Source organism: Erythrobacter sp., assembly GCF_036351135.1.
GTDB lineage: Bacteria > Pseudomonadota > Alphaproteobacteria > Sphingomonadales > Sphingomonadaceae > Erythrobacter.
The window spans coordinates 40,747-65,963 of record NZ_JAZBON010000023.1; the positions used below are offsets into that span (position 1 = coordinate 40,747).

Here is a 25,217-nt window from a genome sequence, read left to right on the forward strand (position 1 = left end):
GGTTCCTGCCTTGCCAAGCCCCGTTCAGCCCGCGTGCGGCTTCGCCCTGCACGTGATGGCAACCCGAAATGCGGGCATATCTGGACTTCGAAAGACGCAACTCGCTTGTTTTGCGCGGACAAAGCGCCATATCTTCAGGCTATGGAACGCGCTCACTTCTTTTCCAGTCAAGCGGGACGCACCATCAATGCGCCGCGCCAGACCCGCAGCCGGTTCGGCATCGGCGACGTCGTGCGTCATCGCCTGTTCGACTTTCGCGGTGTCGTTTTCGATGTCGATCCGGTCTTCGCGAATAGCGAGGAATGGTACGAATCGATCCCCGAGGACATTCGCCCGCCGCGCGACCAGCCCTTCTACCACCTCCTCGCCGAAAACGAGGAATCGAGCTACGTCGCCTATGTCAGTCAAGGTAATCTCGTCGCCGATGGCAAAGGCGGTCCGGTCGATCATCCCACAGTCCCGCAACTGTTCGAGACTTACGAGGACGGCCGATACCGCATGCGCCGTTCGCTGACGCACTAGGGGGGGGGTTCTCAAACAGCGCCTGCGTCAGACGTCCGTGCGCGGTGGCCGGCATCCTCGCAGCCAGTCCCGAACAGCCGACACATCACGCTACCGAGGCTTCCTCGCGGGTAAACTGGCGGACCGATTAATCCGCTTCTTCTAGCTCTTGAGTTTCCAGCCCGAGCGCAGGACCAGATAAACGGCAATCGCCACCGCGATATTGAGCACTCCGAGTCCGGCGGCGGCCGCCAGGACTGCGGCGTCAGAGCCGATGTCGCTTTCGCCGAGAAAGCCGTAGCGAAAGCCGGAGATTACGTAGAAGAACGGGTTCGCGCGGCTGACCGCCTGAAAAATGGGCGCGAGGTTGTCGATGACGTAGAACGTGCCAGACAACAGCGAGAGCGGGGCTATGACGAAATTGGTGATCGCGGCATTGTGATCGAACTTTTCGGCCCAAATACTGGTCGCAAGACCCAGCAGCGCGAGCAGCACCGCGCCCATCAACCCGAACCACGCGATTGCCCAGCCATGTTCGATACCCAGCGTCACGCCGGGCCACAGCAACATCGCGAGCGCCACCGTGCATCCTACCGCCACCGCCCGCGTGACCGCAGCGGCAACGATGCCAGCCATCAATTCTCCGGGCGACAAGGGCGGCATCAAAAGATCGATGATCGTCCCCTGGATTTTGCCCGACAGCAGCGAGAAAGAGGAATTGGCGAAGGCGTTCTGCATCATTCCCATGACGATCAGTCCCGGCGCGACGAAGCTCGCAAAGCCCACGCCCAGCACTTCGCGTCCGCCCCTCCCCAGGGCGACCGTGAAGATCACCAGAAACAGCAATGTCGTTACCGCCGGTGCCCAGATCGTCTGCGTCTGGACCTTGAGAAAGCGCCGCACCTCCTTCATATAGAGCGCCAAGAGCCCGACGCGGTTTACCCCGGTTATGACCGGCACGCCGCGTTCGGGAAAGGCGCGCGGTTTGGCGATGTCCTTCGCGGCATCGTCGGCGGGCGGCGGGCCGCTTACCAGGCCGGGCGGGGTGAATTCGTGTGCCATCTCGGCATTCGCCTAAGGCCTCTGGCAGGATGTGACAAGTTGCCCTCCCTCCCATTCGGGTCAGGAGCGCGCAGGATAGGAAAAGACAGTTTATGAGTTGGACCGACGAGCGGATCGCAACGCTGAAGAAAATGTGGGAAGGCGGCGCCACGGCGAGCCAGATTGCCGATGAGCTGGGTGGTGTGAGCCGCAATGCCGTGATCGGGAAGGCCCATCGCCTTGGTCTCAAGTCGCGCCCGTCGCCGGTGAAAGCCAACGAAAAGATAAAAGCCGCGCGCAAACCCGCTGCCAAGAGCGGCGCGGCGAAGAAGGCGGGCGCCAAGCCGGCGGTCAAGGCAAACGCGCAGATCGAGGCGAAACAGGATACGCCCGCACCTGCCAAACCGGCGGCTTCGACCGGAACAGCCGCAAGCCCGGGCGGCGCGAGCAATAGCGGCGCGCCTTCGCAGCCCGTCCCGAACCCGTCGCCCGACCTTCCCAAGATCGTCTCGGTCGGTCCCGGCGGGTTCCTGCGCCAGGGCCCTGGCGACCAGCAGGCCCCGATCCCGCCCGCACCGCCGCGCCGCCTGGTGCCGGCCAAACCCAGTCCGGAGATCGCCGACAAGACTTCTCTGCTCGATCTTTCGGAAAAGGTGTGTCGCTGGCCGATGGGCCATCCGGGCGAGCCCGACTTTCATTTCTGCGGCGAAGCTGTGAATCCCGGCTTTCCCTATTGCGTGGAACATTGCGGCCGCGCCTACCAGGCGCAGTTGCCGCGCGGCGCGCGCCGCCCCCCGCCCCCGCTGCCCTTCGGCGGCCCGCGCGTTCGCTGATCGATAATGTCTTACCGGACCCGGTTGCCGCTGGGCAGTCGGGTCCTTTCCCGTGTCAGGATAGCATCCCCCATGCCGCTTTCGCTTCACGCCGCCTTCGTCCCCAGCGCCATGCAAATGCTGGGCACAGCCTCGCATCTTCTGCGCAAGACCCAGGAGTGGTGCACGGACCGCGATTGCGATCATGCGACGATCCTCGAAGCGCGGCTGATCGAGGACATGCTGCCCTTCACTTACCAGATCAAAAGCGTCGCGGAACATTCGCAGGGCGCGATCGAAGCGGTTCGCAAAGGCGTCTACTCGCCCGACCTGAACCCTCCGCCGACAACTTTCGCCGCGCTCGAGGCGAAACTCGGCGCAGCCAGGGACTTTCTCGGTAATATCGGCGAAGAGGAAATGGAAAGCTGGATCGGGCGCGACATGCGCTTCGAGTTCAAGGACAACGGCATGGATTTCACTGTCGAGGACTTCCTGTTGAGCTTCGCGCAGCCCAATCTCTACTTCCATGCCAGCGCCGCCTACTCGATTGCCCGCCATCTGGGGGTCAATATCGGCAAGCGCGATTTTCTCGGACAGGTCCGCGCGAGGCAGGTGTGAGCCCGCGATATCGCATTTCGGGTTGCGTTGCACTTGCCGTGGTTGGCGCGCTCCTTCCGCTCGAGGCAGCTCACGCCGAACTCCCCGCATCCGTCCGGGCGATGATCGAGGAAGCGATCGAGCGCGGCGACGAGGACACGGTGCGCACGGTGATTGACCTGGCGCGCGCGACCAATCCCGACGAAGGGGATGAAATCGACGCGATCCTCGCAGGCTACGAGAACGATCTCGCCGCCGCAAACGCAGCGCAGGCTCTGGCCGAGCAGCAGGCCATTCGCGAAGCCGGGCTGTTCGACAACTGGTCCGGCCGCGGCGAACTGGGCGCTTTCGCCGCCAGCGGGAACGCCGAGAACACCGGCGTGACCGCCTCTATCCAATTGACGCGCGAGGGGATCGATTGGCGACATAAGGTGAACGCCCGGGCCGACTTTCAAAGCACCGAAGGCGTCACCACCCGCGAGCAATATTTCGCCGCCTACGAACCCAATCTGAAACTCGGCGAGCGTCTGTTTCTCTACGCTCTGGCGCAATATGAGCGCGACCGGTTTCAAGGATTTTCGGCGCGCTATGCCGTTTCGGGCGGGCTCGGCTACCAGATCTTCGACAATGACGCCGTAACCCTCTCGGCGAAGGCAGGGCCGGCCTACCGGATCACGCAATTCGTCGATGGCGGCAGCGAAGACGCGCTCGCCGCGCTGGTCGGGCTCGACTTCGACTGGCGGATCACCGAGCGTCTGACGCTGACCCAGGACACCGATGCCGTCGCCGAAGCGGGTGGGTCGGCGACTGCGATCGTCGACGGTTCGAATACAAGCCTGAACCTCGTCACAGGCCTGAACGCAAAGATCAGCGATAACCTCTCCGCGCGGCTCTCCTACGCCTACGAATATGACAGCAACCCGCCCGCGGGCGCACAGAGCACCGATACGCTGAGCCGGATCACGATCATCTACGATTTCTGAGTGAGCAATAAACCCAAGGTTGAGGCACAGCTGGTTCAGGCGGGTTCAAGCGCGGCGCTGGCCCGGGCGACAGATCGCCGCTTTTCTAGAGGAAGGCGGCCAAGCAGCGTCGCAGAATAGGCGGCCAGCAACCCCACTGCGATGCCGGCCACGATGTCGATGATGTAGTGGCTGCCGATAGGGACCGCGGCGAGCGCCATCCCGATGTTGAGAGAGAGAAACGGCCAGCGCAACAGCGGATACCGCCAGAACGCCCAGGCCAGGATCGTCGCGGCGCAGGCGTGGAAGCTCGGCACGGTTACCATCCCGGTAAGGCATTGTGTCTCGATAGCGCGAATGGAGCCATCGCGCATACCTTCCATGACCGGCAGGAACCGCCACGGAAGATCGGTCATATGATCGGGCAGGTCGGCACGGCCGATGCCGTAATAGGGCACCGGCGAGAGCGCGGGGAACCAGTGAAAGGGCGCAATACAGGCTAGGAGACCCAGGCCCCACGCCGTGATGAAGGCACCCATGTCGCGGACTTGCCCGAGCCACGCTGCTGCCAGAATGAATACGACGGGCTGCCATTCCAGGCTGTTGTACACCTTGTTCATTGCCCAATAGAGCGTCTCGAACCGAGGCAAGCTCAGCGCGACCGCTTGCCAATCGTAGAATGGGAATAGGAGCGCGTCGATCCGCACAAGTTCGGGGTCGATATACTCTCCGCCGCCGATCGCATTGGCCGCCGCGGCAAGCGCGGCGATCATCGACAGCAGCGAAAACAGGCAGAAGGTTACGACACCGGCCGCGAGTTTCGAAGTCGGTTCGGCGCAGCGCGCTGCCATCGCGATCGCCCACACGCCGATGAAAAACAGGAAGGTCGTCGTCATCCCGCCTGTGCCGTCATAACCTTCCGGCAACAGCCAGATACCGCGGGCGACCATTACCGCGAACACCGCAATGACAACAAGCGGCGCAGCGAAGCCTTCGCTTAGCCCGCGCGCCAGCGAACGGCCGAATTTCGTAGTGAGGACGGTCGCCATAAGGCGTCCTGCCCTAGTGTGGCTTGCTAAACGCTGTGTAAACGAGGCTCCGGCGATGGGCGTGTTGCAACAGAATCCTGCGTTTATGCTTCCTCGCCGAACTCGGCCATCAACTTCAGATATTCACCGTCGCATATGCGCAATTCGCGTCCTTCGCGCGACACGATTCCGCGGTTTTCCCATTCGGACAGCAGGCGGCTCACGCTCTCGCGCGAGAGACCGGCGAAGGCGCCGAGATCGCTCTGGCTGGGACTGTAAAGCAGCCGGCCCTCTCCTTCCTCGCGGTCGATCAATCGCACCAGGGCCAGTGCGAGGCGCGGTCCGGCGGAAAAGGTGCGATCGCTTTCGATAACGAGGTTCTGCTGACGTACACGCTGGGCAAGTTCGCGCATCACGCGAACCATCGAATCGGGATTCGCCATAAGCGTTTCGAGAAACGAACGGCTGGGCAGTAGGAGCACGCTCGACGTGACCGCTGCGGTAACGGTCGCCGTTCGCGGTCCGCTGTCGAGCAGCGCAATCTCGCCAACCAGTTCGCCCGGTCGGCAATAGCTCAGAATGATTTCACGTCCGCCCGCGGAGACGAAGCTGACCTTGAGGCCGCCCGACAGCACGAAGACCGCGAAATCGCCGTCCTCGTCGCCCTGCTCGATTATGGTGTCGCCGGCCTCTAGCGAGCGAGGGCTCGCGCGATCGAGCAGTGCTTCGAGCTGTGCCGGTTCGAGCGCTCGCAGAAGGCTATCGGGAGCGAGGCTGGCGATGGCGTCTTTCGGGCTGTCCAAGAACGTCCCTTTCGGCAGGACGCGCGCTCGGCGATAGCGCGCAGCAGATGCATGAATGGCAGTGGGGAACGATCGGCGCAACCGCTAGCGTGCGCCTCCAACGAGGCCGGAGATGCCGCACCGCCCCTCGCTCATGCCAGTCGCGGTCAATTTTATTTTAACCATGTGACCCGCGTCACAGCGGGCGGCACCGTGTTTGCTTACAACCTCTTCATCGATCGAATGCCTGTGGGGTGATGCGGCATGACCATCGACACGTCACGGGAGGTGCAGCCCGTGCGGAAGGGAAACCCCCTTCCGCCGACTTGGCCCACGTCTCCGGGGGGGAGGTGTGGGCCATTTTGGTCCGACGGCGCTGGGGGCTCTGCAAGGCTCTCAGCGCCGCTTTCGCGCAAACCAGATAATGTGATGCGCGCCTTTATTGTTGGGGCGCGAGCGCACGCGCTTCTCCTCGACATCCAGCCCTGCCTCCTTGAGCCGTCGCCGAAAAGCCGGATCCGGCGCCGCAGACCAGACCGAAAGGATGCCGTCTGGCTTCAAGGCATCGCGCGCCTTGCCAAGGCCGGTGCGGCTGTAGAGACGGTTGTTGTCCTCGCGCACGAGGCCGTCTGGGCCGTTATCGACGTCCAGCAGGATCGCATCGAATTTCTCGCAGGTCCCGTCGATCGCATCGTCGATAAGCGCGGCGACGTCGCAGATTTTCAGATCGAGGCGCGGGTCGGACAGCGTGTCACCTGTCAGTTCGGCCATCGGCCCCTGTGCCCATTCGAGGATCGAATGCGAAATCTCGCCGATAACGATCTGAGCTCCCTCGCCGAGCCTTTCGTGGGCGGCGCGGTAGGTGAAGCCCATGCCATAGCCGCCGATCAGGATACGGGGGTTGTCGGCTTCGAGCCGCTCGACCGTCAAGTCGGCCAGCTGCTCCTCCGAGAACCGCATCCGCGTGCTCATCAGTTCGTTGCGACCGAGCACGATCATGAAGTCGCGACCGTGCGAATAGAGTTCGAGTGTTTCCCCGTCGTCGATTTCAGCGGTGTCGATAAGTTCGCGTTTGAGCATATGGGTCCTTTAGCCAAAAGGAAGGCCCGCCGAAATCGCTTCCGGCGGGCCTCCTTGTTCGATTGTCTGGAAGGGTCAGTCCTTCAGGAAGTCGGGCATCGCTGCGGGGCCATCGTTGCCACCGCCGTCACGATTGCCGCCACGCTCGCCACCGCGGCCACGGCCACCGCCGCCTCCACGACGACGATCCCCGCCGCGACCACCACCGCCGCCACCGCGGCCACCCTTGTCACCGCGCGGTTCGCGCGGTGGGCGGGTGTCTTCGAGCTCTTCGCCAGTTTCCTGATCGACCACGCGCATCGACAGGCGAACCTTGCCGCGATTGTCGATCTCGAGGACCTTGACCTTCACTTCCTGACCTTCGCTGACGACATCGGTCGGCTTTTCGACACGCTCGTTCTTCATTTCGGAAACGTGGACGAGGCCGTCCTTGCCGCCCATGAAGTTCACGAACGCGCCGAAATCGACGATGTTAACGACCTTGCCGGTGTAAATCTTGCCGACTTCGGCTTCCTCGACGATGCCTTCGATCCACTTCTTCGCGGCTTCGATTTCATCGGCATTGGAAGAGCTAATCTTGATCGTGCCTTCGTCGTCGATGTCGACCTTGGCGCCGGTTTCGGCGACGATCTCGCGGATCACTTTGCCGCCCGTACCGATGACGTCGCGGATTTTCGACTTGTCGATCTGCATCGTCTCGATACGTGGAGCGTGCTTGGAAACTTCGGTGCGAGCACCGGTGAGCGCCTTGGCCATTTCACCAAGGATATGCGCGCGGCCGGCCTTCGCCTGTTCGAGCGCCTTTTCCATGATCTCCTTGGTGATACCGGCGACCTTGATGTCCATCTGCAAGGACGTAATGCCTTCTTCCGACCCGGCCACCTTGAAGTCCATATCGCCGAGATGATCTTCGTCACCCAGGATATCGGAGAGAACCGCGAAGTTCTCGCCTTCGAGGATCAGGCCCATCGCGATGCCCGACACCGGACGCGCGAGCGGAACGCCGGCGTCCATCATCGAAAGCGCGCCGCCGCAGACGGTCGCCATCGAGGACGAGCCGTTGGACTCGGTGATGTCGGATAGGACGCGGATCGTATACGGAAATTCCTCCGCATCGGGCAGAACCGGACGCAGCGCACGATAGGCTAGCTTGCCGTGGCCGGTTTCGCGGCGGCTGGTGAAGCCGAAGCGACCCACTTCGCCGACCGAATAGGGCGGGAAGTTATAGTGGAGCATGAAGTTCGAGTAGGAGAGACCCTCCAGCCCGTCGATCATCTGCTCGGCATCTTTGGTGCCGAGCGTGGTGGTGCAGATCGCCTGCGTTTCGCCGCGGGTGAACAGCGCCGAACCGTGCGTGCGCGGCAACAGACCGACCATGGCTTCGATCGGGCGGACCTGATCCACCTTGCGCCCATCGATACGTGTGCCGTCCTCGAGGATCGACTGGCGCACGATCTTGCTCTCGAGCTTCTTCACCAGCTTGAGGCGACCGAGATATTCGCCCGGATCTTCCTTATCGAGCTTCTCGTAATGCTCGCGCGCCTTGGCACGGGCGGCATCGATCGCGTCGCGGCGGTCGCTCTTGTCGGTGATCTTGTAGGCGGCAGTAAGGTCGTCGCCGATCAGACCGCGCAGTTCTTCCAGCACGGCCGACTTGTCTTCGACCGGGTCCAGGTCCCACGGATCCTTGGCTGCCTGTTCGGCGAGATCGATGATCGCACCGATGACCTTGCGGCTTTCCTCGTGCGCGAACATTACCGCGCCGAGCATTTCGTCTTCGGTCAGCTCCTTCGCTTCGGACTCGACCATCATCACCGCGTCCTGCGTCGCTGCGACGACGAGGTCGAGACGGCCATCCTCGCCCAGCGCGTCCGCGACGGTCGGGTTGAGGACGTATTCGCCATCATTGGTGAAGCCGACGCGCGCTGCGCCGATCGGGCCCATGAAGGGAACGCCGCTGATGGTAAGCGCAGCCGATGCCGCAATCATCGCGACGATATCGGGCTCGGTCTCGCCATCGTAGGACAGGACCTGGGCGATGACGTTGATTTCGTTGTAGAAGCCTTCCGGGAAGAGCGGACGCACCGGGCGGTCGATCAGACGGCTGGTGAGCGTTTCCTTCTCGGTCGCGCGGCCTTCGCGCTTGAAGAAGCCGCCGGGGATACGGCCGGCTGCGGAAAACTTTTCCTGATAGTGGACGGTGAGCGGGAAGAAGTCCTGCCCTTCCTTGACGCTGCGTGCTGCGGTGACCGCGCACAGAACGACGGTTTCGCCATAGGTGGCGAGGACCGCGCCGTCTGCCTGACGGGCAATACGGCCGGTTTCCAGAGTGAGGGTTTTTCCGCCCCACTCCAGCGATACGGTTTTCGTGTCGAACATGAATTTTCCTTTATGACCCGCGCGGCCTTATTGCGCGCACGGGGCCTACAGTTTCCGGGTTAGACCGGCCCGGTCCGGTGCGGGGCTATTCGCGCCCCCATTGTCCGATCCCAGCCGAATTGCTTGGGAGCCGGATAGACAAAGGGCGGCCCGTTGGAACCGCCCTTCGCAAAACTCTTATTTTCTGAGACCCAGCTTCTGGATCAGGGCGTTGTAGCGCTCGACGTCTTTCTTCTTGAGATAGGCGAGCAGATTGCGACGCTTGTTGACCATCATTAGGAGGCCGCGACGCGAATGATTGTCCTTGTGGTTGGACTTGAAGTGCTCGGTCAGGTTCCGAATACGCTCGGTAAGGATCGCGACCTGCACTTCCGGACTGCCCGTATCGCCTTTGGCCTGGGCATTGTCCTGAATAATTTCCTGTTTCTTCTCGGCTGTAACCGACATAACTTTCTCTTTCTACTCAGCGACATCGGGTAGGTTGAAGCCCCTGACCACGCGCGCGGTCCCGTCCTCGACTTCCACCAGCGCCACCGGAACGCTGTCCAGCATCGCACAATAGAGCCCGGATGGTTGGGGCAGTTCAGACAGGACCCGGCCCTGGCGGACCGCCTGCGCGTCTGTCTGATCGAGGTGGAGGGCCGGGATGTCGTCCAGCCCCGCCTCTAGCGGCAGGAGGAGGTCGGATAGAGGCGCGCCCTTGCCGATTTCGTTGAGTTTGTCCAGCGAAATCGCCTGCTGCGCATGGAACGGGCCAGCCTTCGTGCGACGCAAATAGGTAACGTAACCGACGGTTCCAAGAGCAAGCGCGATATCCCGTGCAAGGGAGCGGATATAGGTGCCTTTGGAAACGTGCGCAGTAAGGGTGATCTCTTCCAATTCACTGTCATTCCCGCGAACGCGGGAACCCAGGGCGGCCTGGTCGGAGCTGTGCGACCCCAGGTCCCCGCCTTCGCGGAAATGACAGATATATAGCGAGTGAATGGTCACCGCTCTCGTCGTCAATGCCACCTTCTCGCCTGCCCGAGCCAGATCGTAGGCGCGCCTACCATCGACCTTGAGTGCCGAAAAGGCCGGCGGCACCTGCTCGATCGGCCCGGTATATTGCGGCAAAACCGCCTCGATCGCGGCACGCATTGGGCGCACTTCGCTGCGCGCCGTCACCTCGCCTTCGGTATCGAGCGTGTCAGTCTCTTCGCCGAACCGGATCGTGAAATCGTAGACCTTGTCGGAATCGAGCATGCGCCCGGCCAGCTTGGTCGCTTCGCCAAGCGCGATCGGCAGCACCCCTTCGGCCAGCGGATCGAGCGTGCCGCCATGGCCGACCTTCACCTTCGGATAGCCGCCCTCGCGCAGATTGCGCTTTACCGCGGCGACACCTTGCGTCGAACCGAGCCCGCGCGGCTTGTCGAGGATGATCCATCCATGCGTCATCTGTGCCCCGGCGCCTAGCGCGCGTGCGACCGGCTACGCAATGGTTCTGATATGCATGTGATGCAGGCGTTAGGCGCGGTGATGTCAAGGCCGCGCTATTATGCGGCTTATCATCCATCCCGGCCTCCACAAGACGGGCTCGACCTATCTCCAGCACGTCTTGAACGACCATCACGCAGCGCTGGCGAAACGCGGGATCTATTACGAATGGCAAGAAGGTTATCCGGCGCATCACCATGCCGCCTGGCGCGTGCTTCAAGGTGATGCGGAGCCCATCCGCGCCATGGCGCAGCGCGCTGCGGAGAAGGGATGCGACACGATCATCTTCTCGTCCGAAGACCTCGAAGGCGCACTTTACGACGAGCGGCCTTTGCGCGCCGTCGATAAGGCGCGCGATATTGCGGGGATCGACGCGGTCGAATGGCATGTCGTGCTGCGCGACCCGGCAAAGGTCTTTCAAAGCCTCTTCGCCCAACTCCAGCACCACATCTATTACGATGGCTTCCAGCTGTTCTACGATACGATGCGCCGCGGCTTCGTCCATTTCGCAGCACCGGTGCCGGAGAGCGGCACGCCCTATTGGTATTATACGTTCGATCCCGCCTGCGACCTCGCCCGCCTGCACGACTGGAACTGTGACCCCGTCATCGCGCACGATTTCGCAGCACAGGACCCCTTCCCCGGCGCTTCCCTGCTCGAACATCTCGGCGTGCTCGATGTGATCGACAAACTGCCGGGCGACGATGCGCGAAATGCCCGCCCGAAGCGCGACGACATCATTCGCGGCTATGTCGCGCGGGTGAGCGAAACGGTACCATCAGGCGAAGACCAGCAAAGGATTGTCGATGGGTTCCTTACCTGCCTGGAAAGCGCGCTCGACAATGTGAGCACCTATGCCGAGTTGATCGGTGAGAAATACCGTACCTCGCACGAGACCGCGCTGATGCTGTTCGGGAAGGAAAAGGACGAAGGAAGCCGCGAGCCATCTTGTTCGGCCCGCCCCGGTTAGACGGCAGAGATCGGCACCGGGGCTTGATAGGCGCGCGGCGAAGGTGCAGCAGGCGGGTCTTCTTTCCGCCCTCCCCAAGGTCTCCCCGCCGCGTGTCCCTCCCTTCCGTCCCTCCCCCATACGACCTGCTCGTTATCGGCGGCGGCATCAATGGCGCCGGTATCGCGCGCGATGCGGCGATGCGCGGGCTGTCGGTCTGCCTCGTCGAGAAGGACGATCTCGCCGCGGCCACATCCAGCGCCTCGACCAAGCTGGTCCATGGCGGCCTGCGCTATCTCGAGCATGGCGAGCTGCGGCTGGTGCGCGAAAGCCTGATCGAGCGCGAGCGGCTGCTCGCCATCGCTCCGCACATCATATGGCCGCTGCGTTTCGTGTTGCCGCACGATGCCGGATTGCGGCCCCGATGGATGCTGCGGCTCGGCCTGTTCCTTTACGACCATATCGGCGGACGCCGCCTGCTGCCCGCTACGTCGGGGGTCGATCTCACCGTCCCGTCTCATGTGGGGGTTCTGCAGGAGCGGCTCAGCAAGGGCTTCGAATATTCCGATTGCTGGGTCGAGGATGCACGCCTCGTGGTGCTGAATTGCATGGATGCACGGGCGCGCGGAGCCCACATCCGCACGCGCACCCGCTGCGTGGCCTTGGATCGCGGCGAAAGCGTCTGGACGGCGACCGTGCGCACCTCGCGCGGGGAGGAGACGATTACCGCCCGCGACGTGATAAACGCCGCCGGGCCTTGGGTCGACACCGTGCTCGAACAAGCTTTGCCGGACCAGCGTCATGCGAATCTGCGCCTCGTCAAGGGAAGCCATCTGATCTTCCCGCGCCTTTACGAGGGCGAGCATTGCTACATCTTCCAGAACCGCGATGGCCGCATTCTCTTCGCGATCCCCTATGAAGGCGCCTTCACGCTCGTCGGGACCACCGATGTGCTATTCACCGGCGATCCGGCGGGTATCGACATCAGCGCGGAGGAAGCGGCCTATATCTGCGACGCGGCAAGCGAATATTTCGGCGCGCCGCTTTCGCCCGGGCAGGCAGTGGCGAGCTATGCCGGAGTGCGTCCGCTCTACGAGGACAAGGCCTCCTCCAACGCAACGGTAACGCGCGACTACCAATTCGAACTCGACGAGGGCCCGGGCGCAGGCGCGCCGCGCATACTCTCGATCTTTGGCGGCAAGCTCACGACCTATCGCAAACTCGCCGAACATGCGCTTAGAAAACTGGGCGTTTCCGGGCCGTCATGGACGGCAAAGCAGCCCCTGCCCGGCGGCGCGATCGATCCGCTGCGCTTCGACCGGTTCGTTGCCGAACAGGCGCGGCGCTTTCCCTGGCTCGAGGCGACAACCGTGCTGCGTTTCGCCCGCGCCTATGGCACGCGAATGGGGGATATGCTGGGGGATGCGAGTGGACCCGGCGATCTCGGCGAGCATTTCGGATCTGGTCTCACGGCGCGCGAACTCGAATATCTCGTGCGCGAGGAATTCGCGCAAACCAGCGAGGATGTGCTTCGCCGGCGCAGCAAGCTGTATCTCCATCTGTCGGACGAAGCGCAGGCCCAGGTCGCACGTTGGTTCGAGGCGAACGTGCCTGCGCCCTATATCGGCTCTAGAACAGTTGCGGATTGTAGCCGAACAGGCCGAACAGCCCCGTGAGGACGAAGTCGAGCACCGGCAGCACGGTGGCTTCGAGCCAGCCGGTGCCGAAAATCCAGCTATAGGCGATGACGCCCAGGATCAGCACCATCCCCACCCCTTGCAACCGCGTCCAATAATGTCGCAGCCGGCCAGGCAATAATCCGCCGATGATATGCGAACCGTCGAAAGGCGGGATCGGCAGAAGGTTGAACAAGCCGAGAAACAGGTTGATGAGAACGAAATAGACGAGCGCGGTCTCGATCGGGAGCGAGGCGCCATCCGCATCGGCCATGAAGACCAGGCCGCCCGGCCCCGGCACGAGGCCCACCGCCTCTCCGAACAGGCCCAGCAGCGCCGCGCCGATCGTCCCGAGCACGAAATTGATCCCCGGACCTGCTGCCGCGACCGCCATCATCCCATAGCGCGGGTTCGACAGCCGCCATTGATTTACGGGAACCGGCTTCGCCCAGCCGAAAGGCGGTCCGCCCAGCGCGATCAGCGCGCCCGGCACCAACAGCGTGCCCACCGGCGAGACATGGCGGATGGGATTGAGCGTCAGGCGCCCCCGCTCGCTCGCGGTCGGATCGCCCAGCGCCTTCGCCATGTAGCCATGCGCGACCTCATGAAAGACGATGGCAACGACGATGCAGGGGATGACCATGAGCGCAAAGGCGAGCGAATCGGGCATGGCGCTCATATGGGTGGCGCTCCGCAGCTAAACCAGTGTCGGCTACATGAGCGCTTCGCGAAAATGCTTGCGGCACAGGGCGACGTAGCGATCGTTGCCGCCGATCTCGGTTTGCGCGCCTTCGGCGATCGCCTGTCCTGCCGCATCGACCCGCAGGTTCATCGTCGCCTTGCGCCCGCAGTGGCACACCGCCTTCAGTTCGACGAGCGCATCGGCGATCCCGAGCAGTACGGCCGATCCTGGGAAGAGCTCCCCGCGAAAATCGGTGCGAAGACCGTAGCACAGCACCGGTATACCCTCTTCGTCCGCCAGCGCCGCCAGCTGCCAGACCTGCGCCGACGTCAGAAATTGCGCCTCGTCTAGCAGGACGCAATCAAGCAGTGCGTCTTCGTGGACTGCAATTACTCGCGCGCGCAAATCGGTGTCGCCGTCATAAAGATGCGCGCTCGCCTCGAGCCCGATGCGGCTGCGCACCATGCCGGCCGAGCGCGTATCGAGCGCCGCGGTCCAGATCATCGTGCGCATGCCGCGCTCGCGATAGTTGAAATCGGCCTGAAGCAGCGAGGCGCTCTTTCCGGCATTCATGCTGGCATAGTAGAAATAGAGCTTGGCCATATCGTGCGCTTCGTATCGCCCTGTGCGCGCTTTCGCCACGTCTTGCCTGTTGAGAAAACGGGCGGTTAATGCCTGTGACAGGGCGGTTGCGCGATGCTAACCCCGCACGCATTCGGATCAGCGGACGACAGGGACAAGAAGCATGGCAACGGCCGCAGGCGCGACCAGCACGGAACAATCCACTGAGCGGATGACAGGCTTTCTCGGCTGGATCGAAAAGAGCGGCAACAAGCTGCCCGACCCCGTTTTCCTGTTTTTCTATCTGATCGTCGCACTGGTCGCGATCTCGGTCCTGTGCGCATTGCTGGGCGTGTCCGCGCTCCACCCGACGAGCCTTGATGAGGAGACCGGCCAGGCGCTGCGCATCGAGGCGGTAAGCCTGCTTTCGGCGGAGAATATCCAGCGTTTGTGGGTGGAGATGCCCAAGACCTTCACTCACTTCCACCCGCTGGGCTATGTCCTCGTCGTGATGCTGGGCGCCGGCGTTGCCGAACGGTCCGGTTTCTTCGCCGCGGGTATGGCAAGCGCGGTGAAGAGCGCGCCCAAGAAGTTGCTGACCCCTGTCGTCGCGCTGGTTGCGATGATCGGCAATCATGCTGCCGATGCAGGCTATGTCGTGCTGATCCCATTGGCCGGCATCCTTTTCGCCGCTGCCGGGCGTCATCCGATGGCCGGGATTGCCGCCGCCTTTGCCGGCGTTTCAGGGGGCTTTTCGGCGAATGTTTCGCCCGGACAGCTCGACGCGCTGCTGTTCGGCATCACCGAAGAAGCCGTCGGCGCGAGCGCGCTCGACCCCGCCTGGACCGCAAACCTTGCCGGCAACTGGTATTTCATCAGCGCGATGACGCTGATCTACCTTCCCATCATCTGGTATGTGACCGACAAGGTCATTGAGCCCCGCCTCGGCGCGTGGAAGGGCGGCGCTATGGCACCATCTCCCGATGGCGAGGAAGACCCCGATCCGACCAAAGGGGATCCCGCGCTCGCCAAGAAGGGTTTGAAAGCCGCCGGCCTGGCCGCGCTGGGCATTGTCGGCCTCTGGGTACTCATGGTTTTCGCTCCCGGCACCCCGCTCATCGACGAGTCCGCCTGCGACGGGCTCGCCGCCGCCGATTGCTCGATCCACAGCCAGCTGCGCCCCTTCTATCAGTCGTTGGTCGCCGCCTTCTTCATCCTCTTCCTCGCCTGCGGCTGGGCTTATGGCCGCGCGGTCGGCACCATCGAGGACCACCGCGACCTCGTCGCCATGATGTCCGAGAGCATGAAGGATATGGGCTACTACCTGGTCCTCGCCTTCGCCGCGGCGCATTTCGTGGCGATGTTCGGCTGGTCCAATCTCGGCCTCATTTCCGCCGTGCACGGCGCCGCTGGCATTCAGGCGACCGGCTTGCCGCTGCCGCTAGTGATCGGGCTGATGGTGCTGTTTTCGGGCCTGCTCAACCTCTTCGTCGGCTCGGCCAGCGCGAAATGGGCCCTGCTGGCGCCGATCCTCGTGCCGATGCTGATGCTGCTCGGCGTCAGCCCCGAAGGCGCAACCGCGGCCTACCGCGTCGGGGACAGCGCTACCAATATCATCACCCCGCTGATGGTCTATTTCCCGCTGATCCTGGTATTCGCGCAGCGCTGGCAGCCGAGCTTCGGTCTCGGCAGCCTGACCGCGATGATGATCCCCTATTCGATCTGGCTGCTCGCCTCGGGCACGATACTGATCGTTGTGTGGTTCTATCTCGGCATTCCTCTCGGGCCGGATGCGCCAGTCGGCTATGCGTTGCCAGGCGGCGGATAGGACCGCGGTGGAAACCGATCGCAGCTTCCGCGCGTATGGTTGACATGTCCGCCCTTCAAAACCGCACGCTGCACCTATTGCTGATCGCGCTTCTCGCGCTGCTCCATCATAGCGACATCTCGGCCAATTCGAGCGCGCCGATCGGCTACAATCTCGATGCCGGCGCCAGCGACGTTACCGCGAAGGTTTCCTTCTTTGGCCTCGCCAGCAAGACCGCGCGTTTCCCCCGGATGGAAGGCGACGTGACGATCGTGCCAGGCGCCCCCGAACGCGCCCGGATCGACGTGACCTTCGATGCCCGCGCAATCGAAGCGCCCGACGAGACGACATTGAAGCGTTTGCGCGGCGAAAAATTCTTCTGGGTCGAGCGCTATCCCTCGATCCGTTTCGTCGGACGTTCGCTCAGCATGAGTTCCCCAACCACCGGAACCGTCACCGGCGAACTGACGGCGCGCGGCGTAACGCGGAGCGAAACGCTCGCAGTGGACTTCGCCAGCGATCCTTCGGCTTCCACAGGCCGGCCCGTCAGATTTAGCGGCGAGATGGAGATCGACCGCCGCGATTACGGGATGGACAGCTATCAGCTGATCGTCGGCAACACTGTCGATATCAAGCTGAGCGCGCGCATGATCCCGCGCTAGGACGGCTTTTCGTCCTCTTCCGCTTCGCCGCCCTCGTCCAGATCTCGCGCCACTTTGGGATCGCGCAGCAACGCCTCGATCCGATCGGCTTCGGCGTAACTCTCATCAGTGCGAAACTTGAGCTTCGGCGCGAATTTTAGCCCGAGCCGCTTGGCAACTTCGCGCTGGAGGAAAGCGGTATTATGTCGCAGAGCAGTCACCACCTCCTCATCCTGCAGTTCCGGTCCGCCGGACAGCAGCGGTTTCACATAAGCTGTCGCATTGCGAAGATCGGGCGTCATGCGCACCTCTGTGACCGCGATGTTCGAGGCGCTGACGACCTCGTCATGCACCTCCTGACGCGCCAGCAATTCGGACAGGATATGGCGCACGCGCTCGCCCACTTTGAGGACGCGGACCGAATGCTGTTCGGCGGTAAAATCGCTGCGGCGGGCCATGCGGCTCGTCTCCTGTTCAAAGCTCCGGTCCGGCTGTGAGAGCTAACAGCCTTTGGCTGGCGCGGCCACGGCGCGAAGTCACATTTTCGCGCCGAAAGCGCTCGCTACCGGCTCATGCCGGTTTGCGTCGGCGAAGGGCGCGGCGTGGGTAGCGCGGTGGACGTCGCGCGGGCATAAATTGTCCCGTCTTCGGCCAGCAATTCGCCTTCGAGAAACACCACCCGGCGTCCCGCCTTTACCACCCGGCCCTTGCCCGTCACGACGGCACCTTCCGGGATCAGACGGATGAGGCTCATTGACAGGTCGAGATTGAGCGGCGCGAGTTCGCCCTCGGTCGCGGCGACCAGCGCATAGCCCATCACATCGTCCAGATAGCCCGCGACCAGACCGCCCTGCACACCCCCGCGCCAGGTGCACATTTCCGGCTTCACCGTAAAGCGCATAGTCGCGGTCTGGCTCGCCTCGTCGAAGCCGACGAACTCCGAGGCGAGCAGCGACGTGTGCGGAGAGCTATGATCGTCGTTCGAGAACGCGTCGGTCCAGTCCATCATTCCCCCTCAGGCATGGGCTTGAGCACCGCACCAGGGGACTGCGATTGCTGTCCCCCTTCCCGAACGCCCTGCGCTGCGCCGATCGGCCTGTCTACGACACCTCGATCGTGCGCTCGCGCTCCTCGACCTCGAAGATTTCGAGGCTGTCGCCCTGCTGGATGTCGTTCGTATCCTCCAGCACCACGCCGCATTCGAGACCCGAGCGCACTTCGTCGACATCGTCCTTGAAGCGCCTCAGCGAAGCGATGGTGGTGGCCGAAACGATGACGTCGTCGCGCGTCAAGCGTGCATGAAGACCCTTGCGGATGACGCCCTCGGTAACCAGCAGGCCGGCGGCCTTGTCCTTCTTGCCCGAGCGGAACACTTCCTTGACCTCGGCGCGGCCGACAACGGTTTCGACCCGTTCGGGGCCAAGCTCGCCGGCCATCTCCTTGGCCACTTCCTCGGTCAGATGATAGATCACGTCGTAATACATCATGCGAACGTTATCGCGCTTGACGAGTTCGCGCGCCTTGGCATTGGGGCGCACGTTGAACCCGATGATCGGCGCGTTCGAAGCCGCAGCCAACGTCACGTCGCTCTCCGTAATCGCGCCAACGCCAGCGTGGAGCACGCGGGCCTTGATGTCGTCGGTCGAGATATTGTGCAGCGCGTTGACGATCGCTTCGACCGAACCTTGCACATCGGCCTTCACCAGCACCGGCCATTCGATGACGTTCGACTGGAGGTTGTTGAACATGGTATCGAAGCTGGTCGGAGCGAGCGCGGTGCGCTTTTCGGTCGCCTTTTCCTGGCGATACTGAGCGACCTCGCGGGCACGCTGTTCGTTCTCGACGACGGTCAGCTGGTCGCCCGCCGACGGGACGCCGCCGAGGCCAAGCACCTCGACCGGCATGGAAGGACCGGCCTTCTTGATCTGCTTGCCCTGGTCGTTGACGATCGCACGCACGCGGCCGCTTTGAGTGCCGACGACGAAGGTGTCGCCGCGCTCGAGCGTTCCTCGAGTCACCAGCACGGTCGCGACCGGCCCACGGCCCTTGTCGAGCTGCGCTTCGATCACGGTCGCATCGGCGTCGCGATCGGGCCGCGCCTTCAGTTCGAGAAGTTCGGCCTGAAGCGCGATCTTTTCGAGCAGCTCGTCGAGACCGGCTTTCTTCGTTGCGGATACTTCCACGTCCTGAACGTCGCCCGAAAGCTTTTCGACGATCACTTCGTGTTCGAGCAAGCGATTGCGCACATTGTCCGGATCCGCTTCGGGCTTGTCCATCTTGTTGATCGCAACGATCATCGGGACGCCGGCGGCCTTGGTGTGGTTAATCGCCTCGATCGTCTGCGGCATGATGCCATCGTCGGCCGCGACCACCAGCACCACGATATCGGTCACGTTCGCCCCGCGCGCGCGCATCTCGCTGAATGCGGCGTGGCCGGGCGTGTCGAGGAAAGTGATCGTCTGCTTGTCCTTCGTCGTGATCTGGTAGCTGCCGATATGCTGGGTGATGCCGCCGGCTTCGCCTTTGGTCACATCGGTCCCGCGCAGCGCGTCGAGCAGGCTGGTCTTGCCGTGATCGACATGGCCCATGATCGTGACCACCGGCGGACGCTCTTTCAGCGTCTCTTCGGGATCGACATCCTCTTCGGCCTGAATGTCGACATCGGCCTCGGAGACCTTCTGGATGTTGTGACCGAATTGTTCCACGAGCAGCTCGGCAGTGTCCTGGTCGATGGTCTGGTTGACGGTGACCATCATGTCGAGATTGAACAGCTCCTTGACGAGGTCCGCGCCCTTCTCGCCCATCCGCTTGGCGAGTTCGCCCACGGTGATGGCTTCGGGAACGACAACGTCGCGCACCTGCTTCTCGCGCGGCTTGGAAGAGCCGCCGCCCTGCATGCGGCGCTCCTTCTCCCGCGCACGCTTGAGCGCGGCGAGGCTGCGGGCACGGCGGCCCTCGTCCTCGTTCAGCGCCCGGTTGACGGTAAGCTTGCCTGCGCGGCGCTTATCCTTGGGACTGGGCGCTGCGGGCTTGTCATCCTTCTTGCGCGGTTTCTTCTCTGGCCGCTTCGGCTCGGGCCGGGCGACCGGCGTGAACTTGCGGCCCACGGGCGCAGCCGGCTTGGCCGTGGTCGCGTCGGCTGCTTGCGCTTCGGCACTGGCCGCGTCGGCCTCGGTGCGGCGCTCGGCTTCGGCGTCTTCTCGCGCCTGCGTTTCGGCCTCTTCCTCGGCCTTCTTGTTCTCTTCCTGGCGGCGCTTCTCTTCCTCGGCCACGTCCTTTGCGCGCTGGTCGTCGCGCTTGCGCGCTTCTTCGGCGAGCTTCAGGCGCTCTTCTTCGGCCTCGCGCTGCAGGCGTGCGACGCGTTCCTGCGGGGTCTCGCCGGCCGGGGCCTTGGGCGCAGGCGCGGGCTTGGCCGCCGGTTTCTTGGCGGCGGGAGCGGGCGCCGGGGCAGGCGCCGGAGCGGGTGCTGGCGCAGGTTCGGGCGCGGGGGCTTCACCCGGCTTAACGAGCTTGCGGCGCCGCTTCACCTCGACTGCGACCTTGTTGGTGCGGCCGTGGCTGAAGGTCTGCTTGACCTCGCCGGCGTCGACCGCCCTCTTCAATCCCAGTGGCTTGCGTGCAGGTTTTTTGTCTTCGTCGCTCATTCTGGCTGGTTATTCCTTTGAAACTCGTCGTCGTCCCGGCGCTGCCCGTTATCGGCCTCGCGCGGTCGTATTGTTCAGCTCCGCTCGCCGGGCGGATCGCTGTCGCTAAACGCGCGAAGGCGGGTGACGTCGCGTCCGACCCGGTGCGGCGCGCCGCCTGGCGATCCCTGCCGGCCCGAAACCCCAAGATGGACGACATTTTCGCGGCCCAATGCCACAGACAACGCCTCGCGGTCCAGTGGCAAGACATCGCCGCGCCGACCCGACCCCTCTTCGTCCAGCCCGACCCGCCATGCCTGATCCAGGCGTTTGCGACCATCTTCGCTGCTGTCGCTTGCATGCAGCAGCAGCGCGATCCGGCCCGAGCGGGCATGTTCTTCCAGCCTGGCCGATCCCAGCACGATGTTTCCCCCGCGTAGTTCAAGACCCAGCCGATCGAGCAATGTTCGTGCCAGCGCCGCCTCGATTCGATGTGGCAAATCCTCGCTGTAGGAAAGCCGCGCATCGGCCGGACCTCCCTTGAAGGCACGCATCAGCGCCCGTCGCAGGCTGCCATCGGCAATCGCGACTTCGAGCGCGGCACGGTCCGGGCGGATCCACGCGCCGCGTCCCGGGGCCTTGGACAGCGGATCGGGATGCACTTCGCCATCGGGCGCCAATGCCAGCCGGATCAGCTCGCCGCGCGGTCGGCTTTCGCCCGATAGCACGCAGCGCCGCTCGCTCCCGAAAGCATCTCCGGGAGCGGGCAGGTCGGCGATGTCGGAACTTACGCGCTCATTGGGTGGAGTCCGCATCGGCGGCCTCCTGTATCTGCTCCGCTGCGGGAGCCTCCGTGGCCTGCGGCGCCGGTTCCTCGTCGTCGAACCAATGCGCACGGGCGGCCATGATGATTTCGTTGCCCTGCTCCTCGGACAGACCGTATTCGCCGAGCACGCCGCCCTTGTCGGCCTCGCGTATCGGACGATCGCGGCGCATCGGCGGGCCGTCGGGCGAATTCTGCCGCCGGCGGGGCGCTTCGCGCTTTTTCGCGATCAGCTCGTCGGTGGCGAGATCCGCGAGGTCGTCGAGCGTCTTGATCCCCGCCTTGCCCAGCGTCACCAGCATGGCTTCGTTGAGATGCGGAATTTCGGCGAGGTCGTCTTCGACGCCCAATTCGCGCCGGGTTTCGCGATGCGCGGCTTCCTGCCGCTCGAGCGCTTCGATTGCGCGGCTCTGAAGCTCTTCGGCGAGTTCTTCGTCGAACCCTTCGATGCTGGCGAGTTCCTCGAGCTCGACATAGGCGACCTCCTCGAGTTCGGCGAAGCCTTCGGCGACCAGCAGCTGCGAAAGCGTCTCGTCGACGTCGAGCTCTTCCTCGAACATCTTGGAACGCTCGGCAAATTCCTTCGAACGCTTTTCGGACGCCTCTTCCTCGGTCATGATGTCGATCTGATGCCCGGTCAGCTGGCTCGCGAGCCGCACGTTCTGCCCGCGCCGGCCGATGGCGAGGCTGAGCTGATCGTCGGGCACGACGACTTCGATCCGCGCGTCTTCTTCGTCGAGCACGACGCGCGCGACCGTAGCCGGCTGTAGCGCGTTGACGACGAAGGTCGCGGTGTCTTCGGACCAGGGAATGATGTCGATCTTCTCGCCCTGCAATTCCTGAACGACGGCTTGAACGCGGCTCCCCTTCATGCCGACGCAGGCTCCGACCGGGTCGATGCTGGAATCGTGGCTGATAACGCCGATCTTGGCGCGCGAACCCGGATCGCGGGCGGCGGCCTTGATCTCGATGATACCGTCGTAAATCTCGGGCACTTCCTGTGCGAACAGCTTGCGCATGAAATCGGGCGCGGCGCGCGACAGAAATATCTGCGGCCCGCGGTTGTTACGCTCGACCTTGGTGATGAGCGCACGGACGCGCTCGCCCACACGGGCGGCTTCACGCGGGATCTGCTGGTCGCGGCGGATGACGCCTTCGGCGCGGCCGAGATTGACGATCACGTGACCGAACTCGACCGACTTGATCACACCGGTAATGATTTCGCCCGCGCGATCCTTGAACTCCTCGAACTGACGCTCACGCTCGGCATCGCGGACCTTCTGGAAGATCACCTGCTTCGCCGATTGCGCATCGATACGTCCGAGATCGACTGGAGGCAGCGGGTCGACGATGAAGTCGCCGACGCTCGCCCCATCCTGAAGTTTCTGCGCCTGTTTCAGATCGACCTGCTTGAAATAGTCCTCGACCTCTTCGACGACTTCGACCACGCGCCAGAGCGTCAGGTCGCCGGTGTTCGGATCGAGCTTGGCGCGAATGTCATTCTCCGCGCCGTAGCGGTTGCGAGCCGATTTCTGGATCGCCTCTTCCATCGCCTCGATGACGATGCCCTTGTCGATCATTTTCTCGGATGCGACGGAATTCGCGATCGCGAGCAGTTCTGCCTTGTTGGCGGAAATGGCACTGGCCATCAGTCGTCTGCCTTTTCTTCTGTGTCTTCTAGCACTTCGTCGACACCTGCCGTGTCGATGGGTTGGGTCGCGGCGATAAGCCTGTCGGTCAACTCGAGCTTCGCGCTGTGCATCTGTTCCTGCGGGAGCCTAGACTCGCCAGCTTTCGCATCGGTGATGGTCACCATACCATTTTCGATGCCGACAAGCTCGCCTTTATAGACGCGCTGACCGTCATAGCCCTTGGCCATCACGATCCGCGCTTCATGGCCGGCCCAGTTCGCGAAGTCCTTTTCGCGGGTAAGAGGTCGGTCGATGCCCGGCGAGGACACTTCGAGATGATAGGCACCTTCGACCAGCACCTCGCCATCCTCTTCGCGCGCATCGATCGCATCGGACACCCGGCGCGAGAGCGCGGCGCATTGCTCGATCACCAATTGCCCGGTCGCCGGATTCTCCGCCATGATCTGCAAGGCCTGACCGCCATCTCCAGCCTCCGATGGCATCATCTTCACGCGCACGAGTTCGAAACCCAGAGCTTGCGCTTCGGGTTCGATCAGGTCGGTGAGGCGCGCGATATCGGTCATTCGGTGGCGTAGTAGTCCTTCAATTTGGCCAAGCCGTGTGGCGCCGGCCCCTTGCGGCGCCAGCCCCTTAAAAGTCTCGACGATGTCGGGATGGATGTGCAGTTAGGCGCGACAACATGCTTTGGCAAGAGGGGACGACCGATTTCCCCATACCCTTTTTCCGCTCCCCCTTAGCGTCAATCCGCCTCTTCCATCAAACCGTGCTTCTTGATGCAATGGCGCAGCTGATCGTAGCTGAGGCCGAGGGCTTTGGCCGTCTGGCGCTGGTTCCAGCGATGCTTGCCCAGGCAATGTTCGATTATCGCGCGCTCATGACCGTCGACCGCCGCGCGCAGGTCGTCGATATCGTCGAAATCGGCAGGACTTGCTTTGGCGGGGGCTGACGCCTCGCTCGCTGGGTTCCCGGCGTTCTGCGAGGCCGCAGAGGTCGCGCGGTGGGGCGGAGCCGCGGGTTTCCAAGGACTGTCGAAGGGATCGAATTGGACATGGGCGACCGGCTCTTCGGGATTGTCCCAGCGGTAAATCGCGCGCTCGACCACGTTGCGCAGCTCGCGCACATTGCCGGGCCAGTCATGTTCCTCGAGTTGCTGCGTCACATGCGGCGCGAAACCGGGCCACGCCATCCAGTCGAGCTCGGCCGCCATGCGGCGCGCGAAATACTCCGCCAACACTCCCACATCGCCTTCGCGCACGCGCAGCGGCGGCAGGGTGATGACCTCGAAGCTCAACCGGTCGAGCAGGTCCGCACGGAACTCCCCGCTCGATGCAAGTCCGGGCAGGTCGTCATTGGTCGCCGCAACGATCCGCACATCGACGCGCACCGGGCGAGAGGCGCCGATCCGTGTGACCTCGCCGTATTCGACTGCGCGCAGCAGGCGTTCCTGCGCCGCCATCGACAAAGTGCCCAATTCGTCGAGAAATAAAGTGCCCTTGTCGGCTTCCTCGAACCTTCCCGCGCGCGCCTTGGTAGCACCGGTGAAGGCTCCTGCCTCATGGCCGAACAATTCGGCTTCGATCAGCGTTTCGGGGAGCGCGGCGCAATTCATCGTCACCAGTGGCTCGTCCCAGCGGGTCGACAGGCGATGGAGCCGCTCGGCGATCAATTCCTTGCCGGTCCCACGCTCGCCGATGACCAGGACCGGGCGGCTCATCGGCGCGGCACGACTGGCCCGCTCGACCGCGTCGAGAAAAGCGCCGGACTGGCCGATAAACTGGTTTTCCCGCTCCACGAGAGCCCTCCTTTCGGCCAAGATATAGTGAAATTTCCCAATAGTTGGCAAGACTCACTAGGTACGGTAACGAGTTTGCTTGATAGGTATCTGTAATTGCTTGGCTTTTCGGTTTTGGCACGCAAGATGCAAAAAGAGGGGCGAGACTAGCAGACACGCATCAAGGAAAGACCCAACCCATGTACAGCTTCGACTTCTTCCGCACCAAGCTCGGCCACGCTTCGCTCGCCAGCATCGCCGCGATGACCGCCATGGTTGCGCTGACCACTCAGATGAACCTGGTGTCGGCCGATGCGCAAATGGCGCAGCCGCAGGTTCCGGTTGCGATCGCCACGGTCGAAATCGCCTGAAGGATC

Annotated in this window: 25 protein-coding genes; 9 read left to right on the forward strand and 16 right to left on the reverse strand. The window is 63.3% G+C overall.

Annotation, left to right across the window (positions count from 1 at the left end; translation table 11 throughout):
* Positions 1-141: 141 nt before the first annotated feature.
* Positions 142-522, forward strand: a complete 381-nt coding sequence (gene hspQ, locus V2I30_RS06515; RefSeq protein ID WP_330661280.1) for a heat shock protein HspQ — start codon at positions 142-144, stop codon at positions 520-522.
* Between the two features lie 141 nt (positions 523-663).
* Here the strand turns inward: hspQ and V2I30_RS06520 are convergent, their stop codons facing one another.
* Positions 664-1,563: an ABC transporter permease gene (locus V2I30_RS06520; protein ID WP_330661281.1), complete on the reverse strand. Its 900-nt coding sequence runs from the start codon at positions 1,561-1,563 to the stop codon at positions 664-666.
* Positions 1,564-1,655: 92 nt separating this feature from the next.
* Between V2I30_RS06520 and V2I30_RS06525 the strand changes: the two genes are divergently transcribed.
* The 3 genes from V2I30_RS06525 to V2I30_RS06535 all read left to right on the forward strand — a co-directional run bounded on the left by V2I30_RS06525 (position 1,656) and on the right by V2I30_RS06535 (position 3,934).
* Positions 1,656-2,375, forward strand: a complete 720-nt coding sequence (locus V2I30_RS06525) for a GcrA family cell cycle regulator (RefSeq protein WP_330661282.1) — start codon at positions 1,656-1,658, stop codon at positions 2,373-2,375.
* Positions 2,376-2,447: 72 nt separating this feature from the next.
* Positions 2,448-2,972, forward strand: coding sequence for a DUF1993 domain-containing protein (locus tag V2I30_RS06530; RefSeq protein ID WP_330661283.1), 525 nt, complete (start codon positions 2,448-2,450; stop codon positions 2,970-2,972).
* Complete coding sequence (locus V2I30_RS06535; protein WP_330661284.1) at positions 2,969-3,934, forward strand: DUF481 domain-containing protein; 966 nt, start codon at positions 2,969-2,971, stop codon at positions 3,932-3,934. The genes V2I30_RS06530 and V2I30_RS06535 overlap by 4 nt, the downstream gene beginning before the upstream one ends.
* 35 nt (positions 3,935-3,969) lie before the next feature.
* On the opposite strand, the gene V2I30_RS06540 is transcribed toward V2I30_RS06535, so the two are convergent.
* The 6 genes from V2I30_RS06540 to truB all read right to left on the reverse strand — a co-directional run bounded on the left by V2I30_RS06540 (position 3,970) and on the right by truB (position 10,616).
* The gene (locus V2I30_RS06540) at positions 3,970-4,962 is read right to left on the reverse strand and encodes a phosphatase PAP2 family protein (protein WP_330661285.1); all 993 of its coding nucleotides are present in this window, start codon (positions 4,960-4,962) and stop codon (positions 3,970-3,972) included.
* An 83-nt stretch (positions 4,963-5,045) separates the two neighbouring features.
* Complete coding sequence (locus V2I30_RS06545; RefSeq protein ID WP_330661286.1) at positions 5,046-5,744, reverse strand: Crp/Fnr family transcriptional regulator; 699 nt, start codon at positions 5,742-5,744, stop codon at positions 5,046-5,048.
* Between the two features lie 375 nt (positions 5,745-6,119).
* Complete coding sequence (locus tag V2I30_RS06550) at positions 6,120-6,803, reverse strand: MnmC family methyltransferase (RefSeq protein ID WP_330661287.1); 684 nt, start codon at positions 6,801-6,803, stop codon at positions 6,120-6,122.
* Between the two features lie 75 nt (positions 6,804-6,878).
* The gene (gene pnp, locus V2I30_RS06555) at positions 6,879-9,182 is read right to left on the reverse strand and encodes a polyribonucleotide nucleotidyltransferase (protein ID WP_330661288.1); all 2,304 of its coding nucleotides are present in this window, start codon (positions 9,180-9,182) and stop codon (positions 6,879-6,881) included.
* Between the two features lie 177 nt (positions 9,183-9,359).
* Positions 9,360-9,629 (reverse strand): 30S ribosomal protein S15, encoded by a 270-nt coding sequence (rpsO, locus tag V2I30_RS06560; RefSeq protein ID WP_330661289.1) that lies wholly within the window; start codon positions 9,627-9,629, stop codon positions 9,360-9,362.
* Between the two features lie 12 nt (positions 9,630-9,641).
* Positions 9,642-10,616 (reverse strand): tRNA pseudouridine(55) synthase TruB, encoded by a 975-nt coding sequence (gene truB / locus V2I30_RS06565; RefSeq protein ID WP_330661290.1) that lies wholly within the window; start codon positions 10,614-10,616, stop codon positions 9,642-9,644.
* A 100-nt stretch (positions 10,617-10,716) separates the two neighbouring features.
* Between truB and V2I30_RS06570 the strand changes: the two genes are divergently transcribed.
* Together V2I30_RS06570 and glpD are read left to right on the forward strand one after the other, a co-directional pair.
* Positions 10,717-11,625, forward strand: coding sequence for a hypothetical protein (locus V2I30_RS06570; protein WP_330661291.1), 909 nt, complete (start codon positions 10,717-10,719; stop codon positions 11,623-11,625).
* Between the two features lie 92 nt (positions 11,626-11,717).
* Complete coding sequence (gene glpD / locus V2I30_RS06575; RefSeq protein ID WP_330661292.1) at positions 11,718-13,280, forward strand: glycerol-3-phosphate dehydrogenase; 1,563 nt, start codon at positions 11,718-11,720, stop codon at positions 13,278-13,280.
* Here glpD and V2I30_RS06580 read toward each other — a convergent pair.
* On the reverse strand, positions 13,234-13,959 hold the full coding sequence (locus tag V2I30_RS06580) for a site-2 protease family protein (protein WP_330661293.1): 726 nt from the start codon (positions 13,957-13,959) through the stop codon (positions 13,234-13,236). The genes glpD and V2I30_RS06580 overlap by 47 nt on opposite strands.
* A gap of 33 nt (positions 13,960-13,992) precedes the next feature.
* Positions 13,993-14,565 (reverse strand): thymidine kinase, encoded by a 573-nt coding sequence (locus V2I30_RS06585; protein ID WP_330661294.1) that lies wholly within the window; start codon positions 14,563-14,565, stop codon positions 13,993-13,995.
* Positions 14,566-14,707: 142 nt separating this feature from the next.
* Here V2I30_RS06585 and V2I30_RS06590 point away from each other — a divergent pair, with 142 nt between their 5' ends.
* Both V2I30_RS06590 and V2I30_RS06595 read left to right on the forward strand, forming a co-directional pair.
* Positions 14,708-16,351: an AbgT family transporter gene (locus V2I30_RS06590; protein ID WP_330661295.1), complete on the forward strand. Its 1,644-nt coding sequence runs from the start codon at positions 14,708-14,710 to the stop codon at positions 16,349-16,351.
* Between the two features lie 44 nt (positions 16,352-16,395).
* Positions 16,396-16,992, forward strand: a complete 597-nt coding sequence (locus V2I30_RS06595; RefSeq protein WP_330661296.1) for a YceI family protein — start codon at positions 16,396-16,398, stop codon at positions 16,990-16,992.
* Here the strand turns inward: V2I30_RS06595 and rbfA are convergent.
* From rbfA to pspF, 7 genes are all read right to left on the reverse strand, one after another.
* Positions 16,989-17,429 carry a 30S ribosome-binding factor RbfA gene (rbfA, locus tag V2I30_RS06600; protein ID WP_330661297.1) on the reverse strand — a complete coding sequence of 147 codons (441 nt, stop codon included), beginning with the start codon at positions 17,427-17,429 and terminating at the stop codon, positions 16,989-16,991. The two genes, V2I30_RS06595 and rbfA, sit on opposite strands and share 4 nt — an antisense overlap.
* Before the next feature lie 104 nt (positions 17,430-17,533).
* Entirely contained in the window at positions 17,534-17,977 is a 444-nt protein-coding gene (locus V2I30_RS06605) for a PaaI family thioesterase (RefSeq protein WP_330661299.1), read from the reverse strand.
* A gap of 94 nt (positions 17,978-18,071) precedes the next feature.
* Positions 18,072-20,615: a translation initiation factor IF-2 gene (gene infB / locus V2I30_RS06610; protein WP_330661300.1), complete on the reverse strand. Its 2,544-nt coding sequence runs from the start codon at positions 20,613-20,615 to the stop codon at positions 18,072-18,074.
* Between the two features lie 74 nt (positions 20,616-20,689).
* Complete coding sequence (locus V2I30_RS06615; RefSeq protein ID WP_330661301.1) at positions 20,690-21,409, reverse strand: DUF448 domain-containing protein; 720 nt, start codon at positions 21,407-21,409, stop codon at positions 20,690-20,692.
* On the reverse strand, positions 21,390-23,066 hold the full coding sequence (gene nusA, locus V2I30_RS06620; RefSeq protein ID WP_330661302.1) for a transcription termination factor NusA: 1,677 nt from the start codon (positions 23,064-23,066) through the stop codon (positions 21,390-21,392). The genes V2I30_RS06615 and nusA overlap by 20 nt, the downstream gene beginning before the upstream one ends.
* Positions 23,066-23,632, reverse strand: a complete 567-nt coding sequence (gene rimP, locus V2I30_RS06625; protein ID WP_330661303.1) for a ribosome maturation protein RimP — start codon at positions 23,630-23,632, stop codon at positions 23,066-23,068. The genes nusA and rimP overlap by 1 nt, the downstream gene beginning before the upstream one ends.
* Before the next feature lie 176 nt (positions 23,633-23,808).
* Positions 23,809-24,861, reverse strand: a complete 1,053-nt coding sequence (pspF, locus tag V2I30_RS06630; RefSeq protein WP_330661304.1) for a phage shock protein operon transcriptional activator — start codon at positions 24,859-24,861, stop codon at positions 23,809-23,811.
* A 179-nt stretch (positions 24,862-25,040) separates the two neighbouring features.
* Between pspF and V2I30_RS06635 the strand changes: the two genes are divergently transcribed.
* The gene (locus V2I30_RS06635; protein WP_330661305.1) at positions 25,041-25,211 is read left to right on the forward strand and encodes a hypothetical protein; all 171 of its coding nucleotides are present in this window, start codon (positions 25,041-25,043) and stop codon (positions 25,209-25,211) included.
* Positions 25,212-25,217 lie beyond the last annotated feature (6 nt).

Bases quoted from the DNA above. Each gene is read 5' to 3' on its own strand.
- hspQ (WP_330661280.1), top strand. From the start codon at position 142: ATGGAACGCGCTCACTTCTTTTCCAGTCAAGCGGGACGCACCATCAAT.
- V2I30_RS06520 (WP_330661281.1), bottom strand. From the start codon at position 1,563: ATGGCACACGAATTCACCCCGCCCGGCCTGGTAAGCGGCCCGCCGCCC.
- V2I30_RS06525 (WP_330661282.1), top strand. From the start codon at position 1,656: ATGAGTTGGACCGACGAGCGGATCGCAACGCTGAAGAAAATGTGGGAA.
- V2I30_RS06530 (WP_330661283.1), top strand. From the start codon at position 2,448: ATGCCGCTTTCGCTTCACGCCGCCTTCGTCCCCAGCGCCATGCAAATG.
- V2I30_RS06540 (WP_330661285.1), bottom strand. From the start codon at position 4,962: ATGGCGACCGTCCTCACTACGAAATTCGGCCGTTCGCTGGCGCGCGGG.
- V2I30_RS06550 (WP_330661287.1), bottom strand. From the start codon at position 6,803: ATGCTCAAACGCGAACTTATCGACACCGCTGAAATCGACGACGGGGAA.
- pnp (WP_330661288.1), bottom strand. From the start codon at position 9,182: ATGTTCGACACGAAAACCGTATCGCTGGAGTGGGGCGGAAAAACCCTC.
- rpsO (WP_330661289.1), bottom strand. From the start codon at position 9,629: ATGTCGGTTACAGCCGAGAAGAAACAGGAAATTATTCAGGACAATGCC.
- truB (WP_330661290.1), bottom strand. From the start codon at position 10,616: ATGACGCATGGATGGATCATCCTCGACAAGCCGCGCGGGCTCGGTTCG.
- V2I30_RS06570 (WP_330661291.1), top strand. From the start codon at position 10,717: ATGCGGCTTATCATCCATCCCGGCCTCCACAAGACGGGCTCGACCTAT.
- V2I30_RS06580 (WP_330661293.1), bottom strand. From the start codon at position 13,959: ATGAGCGCCATGCCCGATTCGCTCGCCTTTGCGCTCATGGTCATCCCC.
- V2I30_RS06585 (WP_330661294.1), bottom strand. From the start codon at position 14,565: ATGGCCAAGCTCTATTTCTACTATGCCAGCATGAATGCCGGAAAGAGC.
- V2I30_RS06590 (WP_330661295.1), top strand. From the start codon at position 14,708: ATGGCAACGGCCGCAGGCGCGACCAGCACGGAACAATCCACTGAGCGG.
- V2I30_RS06595 (WP_330661296.1), top strand. From the start codon at position 16,396: ATGTCCGCCCTTCAAAACCGCACGCTGCACCTATTGCTGATCGCGCTT.
- rbfA (WP_330661297.1), bottom strand. From the start codon at position 17,429: ATGGCCCGCCGCAGCGATTTTACCGCCGAACAGCATTCGGTCCGCGTC.
- V2I30_RS06605 (WP_330661299.1), bottom strand. From the start codon at position 17,977: ATGGACTGGACCGACGCGTTCTCGAACGACGATCATAGCTCTCCGCAC.
- infB (WP_330661300.1), bottom strand. From the start codon at position 20,615: ATGAGCGACGAAGACAAAAAACCTGCACGCAAGCCACTGGGATTGAAG.
- V2I30_RS06615 (WP_330661301.1), bottom strand. From the start codon at position 21,409: ATGCGGACTCCACCCAATGAGCGCGTAAGTTCCGACATCGCCGACCTG.
- nusA (WP_330661302.1), bottom strand. From the start codon at position 23,066: ATGGCCAGTGCCATTTCCGCCAACAAGGCAGAACTGCTCGCGATCGCG.
- rimP (WP_330661303.1), bottom strand. From the start codon at position 23,632: ATGACCGATATCGCGCGCCTCACCGACCTGATCGAACCCGAAGCGCAA.
- V2I30_RS06635 (WP_330661305.1), top strand. From the start codon at position 25,041: ATGTACAGCTTCGACTTCTTCCGCACCAAGCTCGGCCACGCTTCGCTC.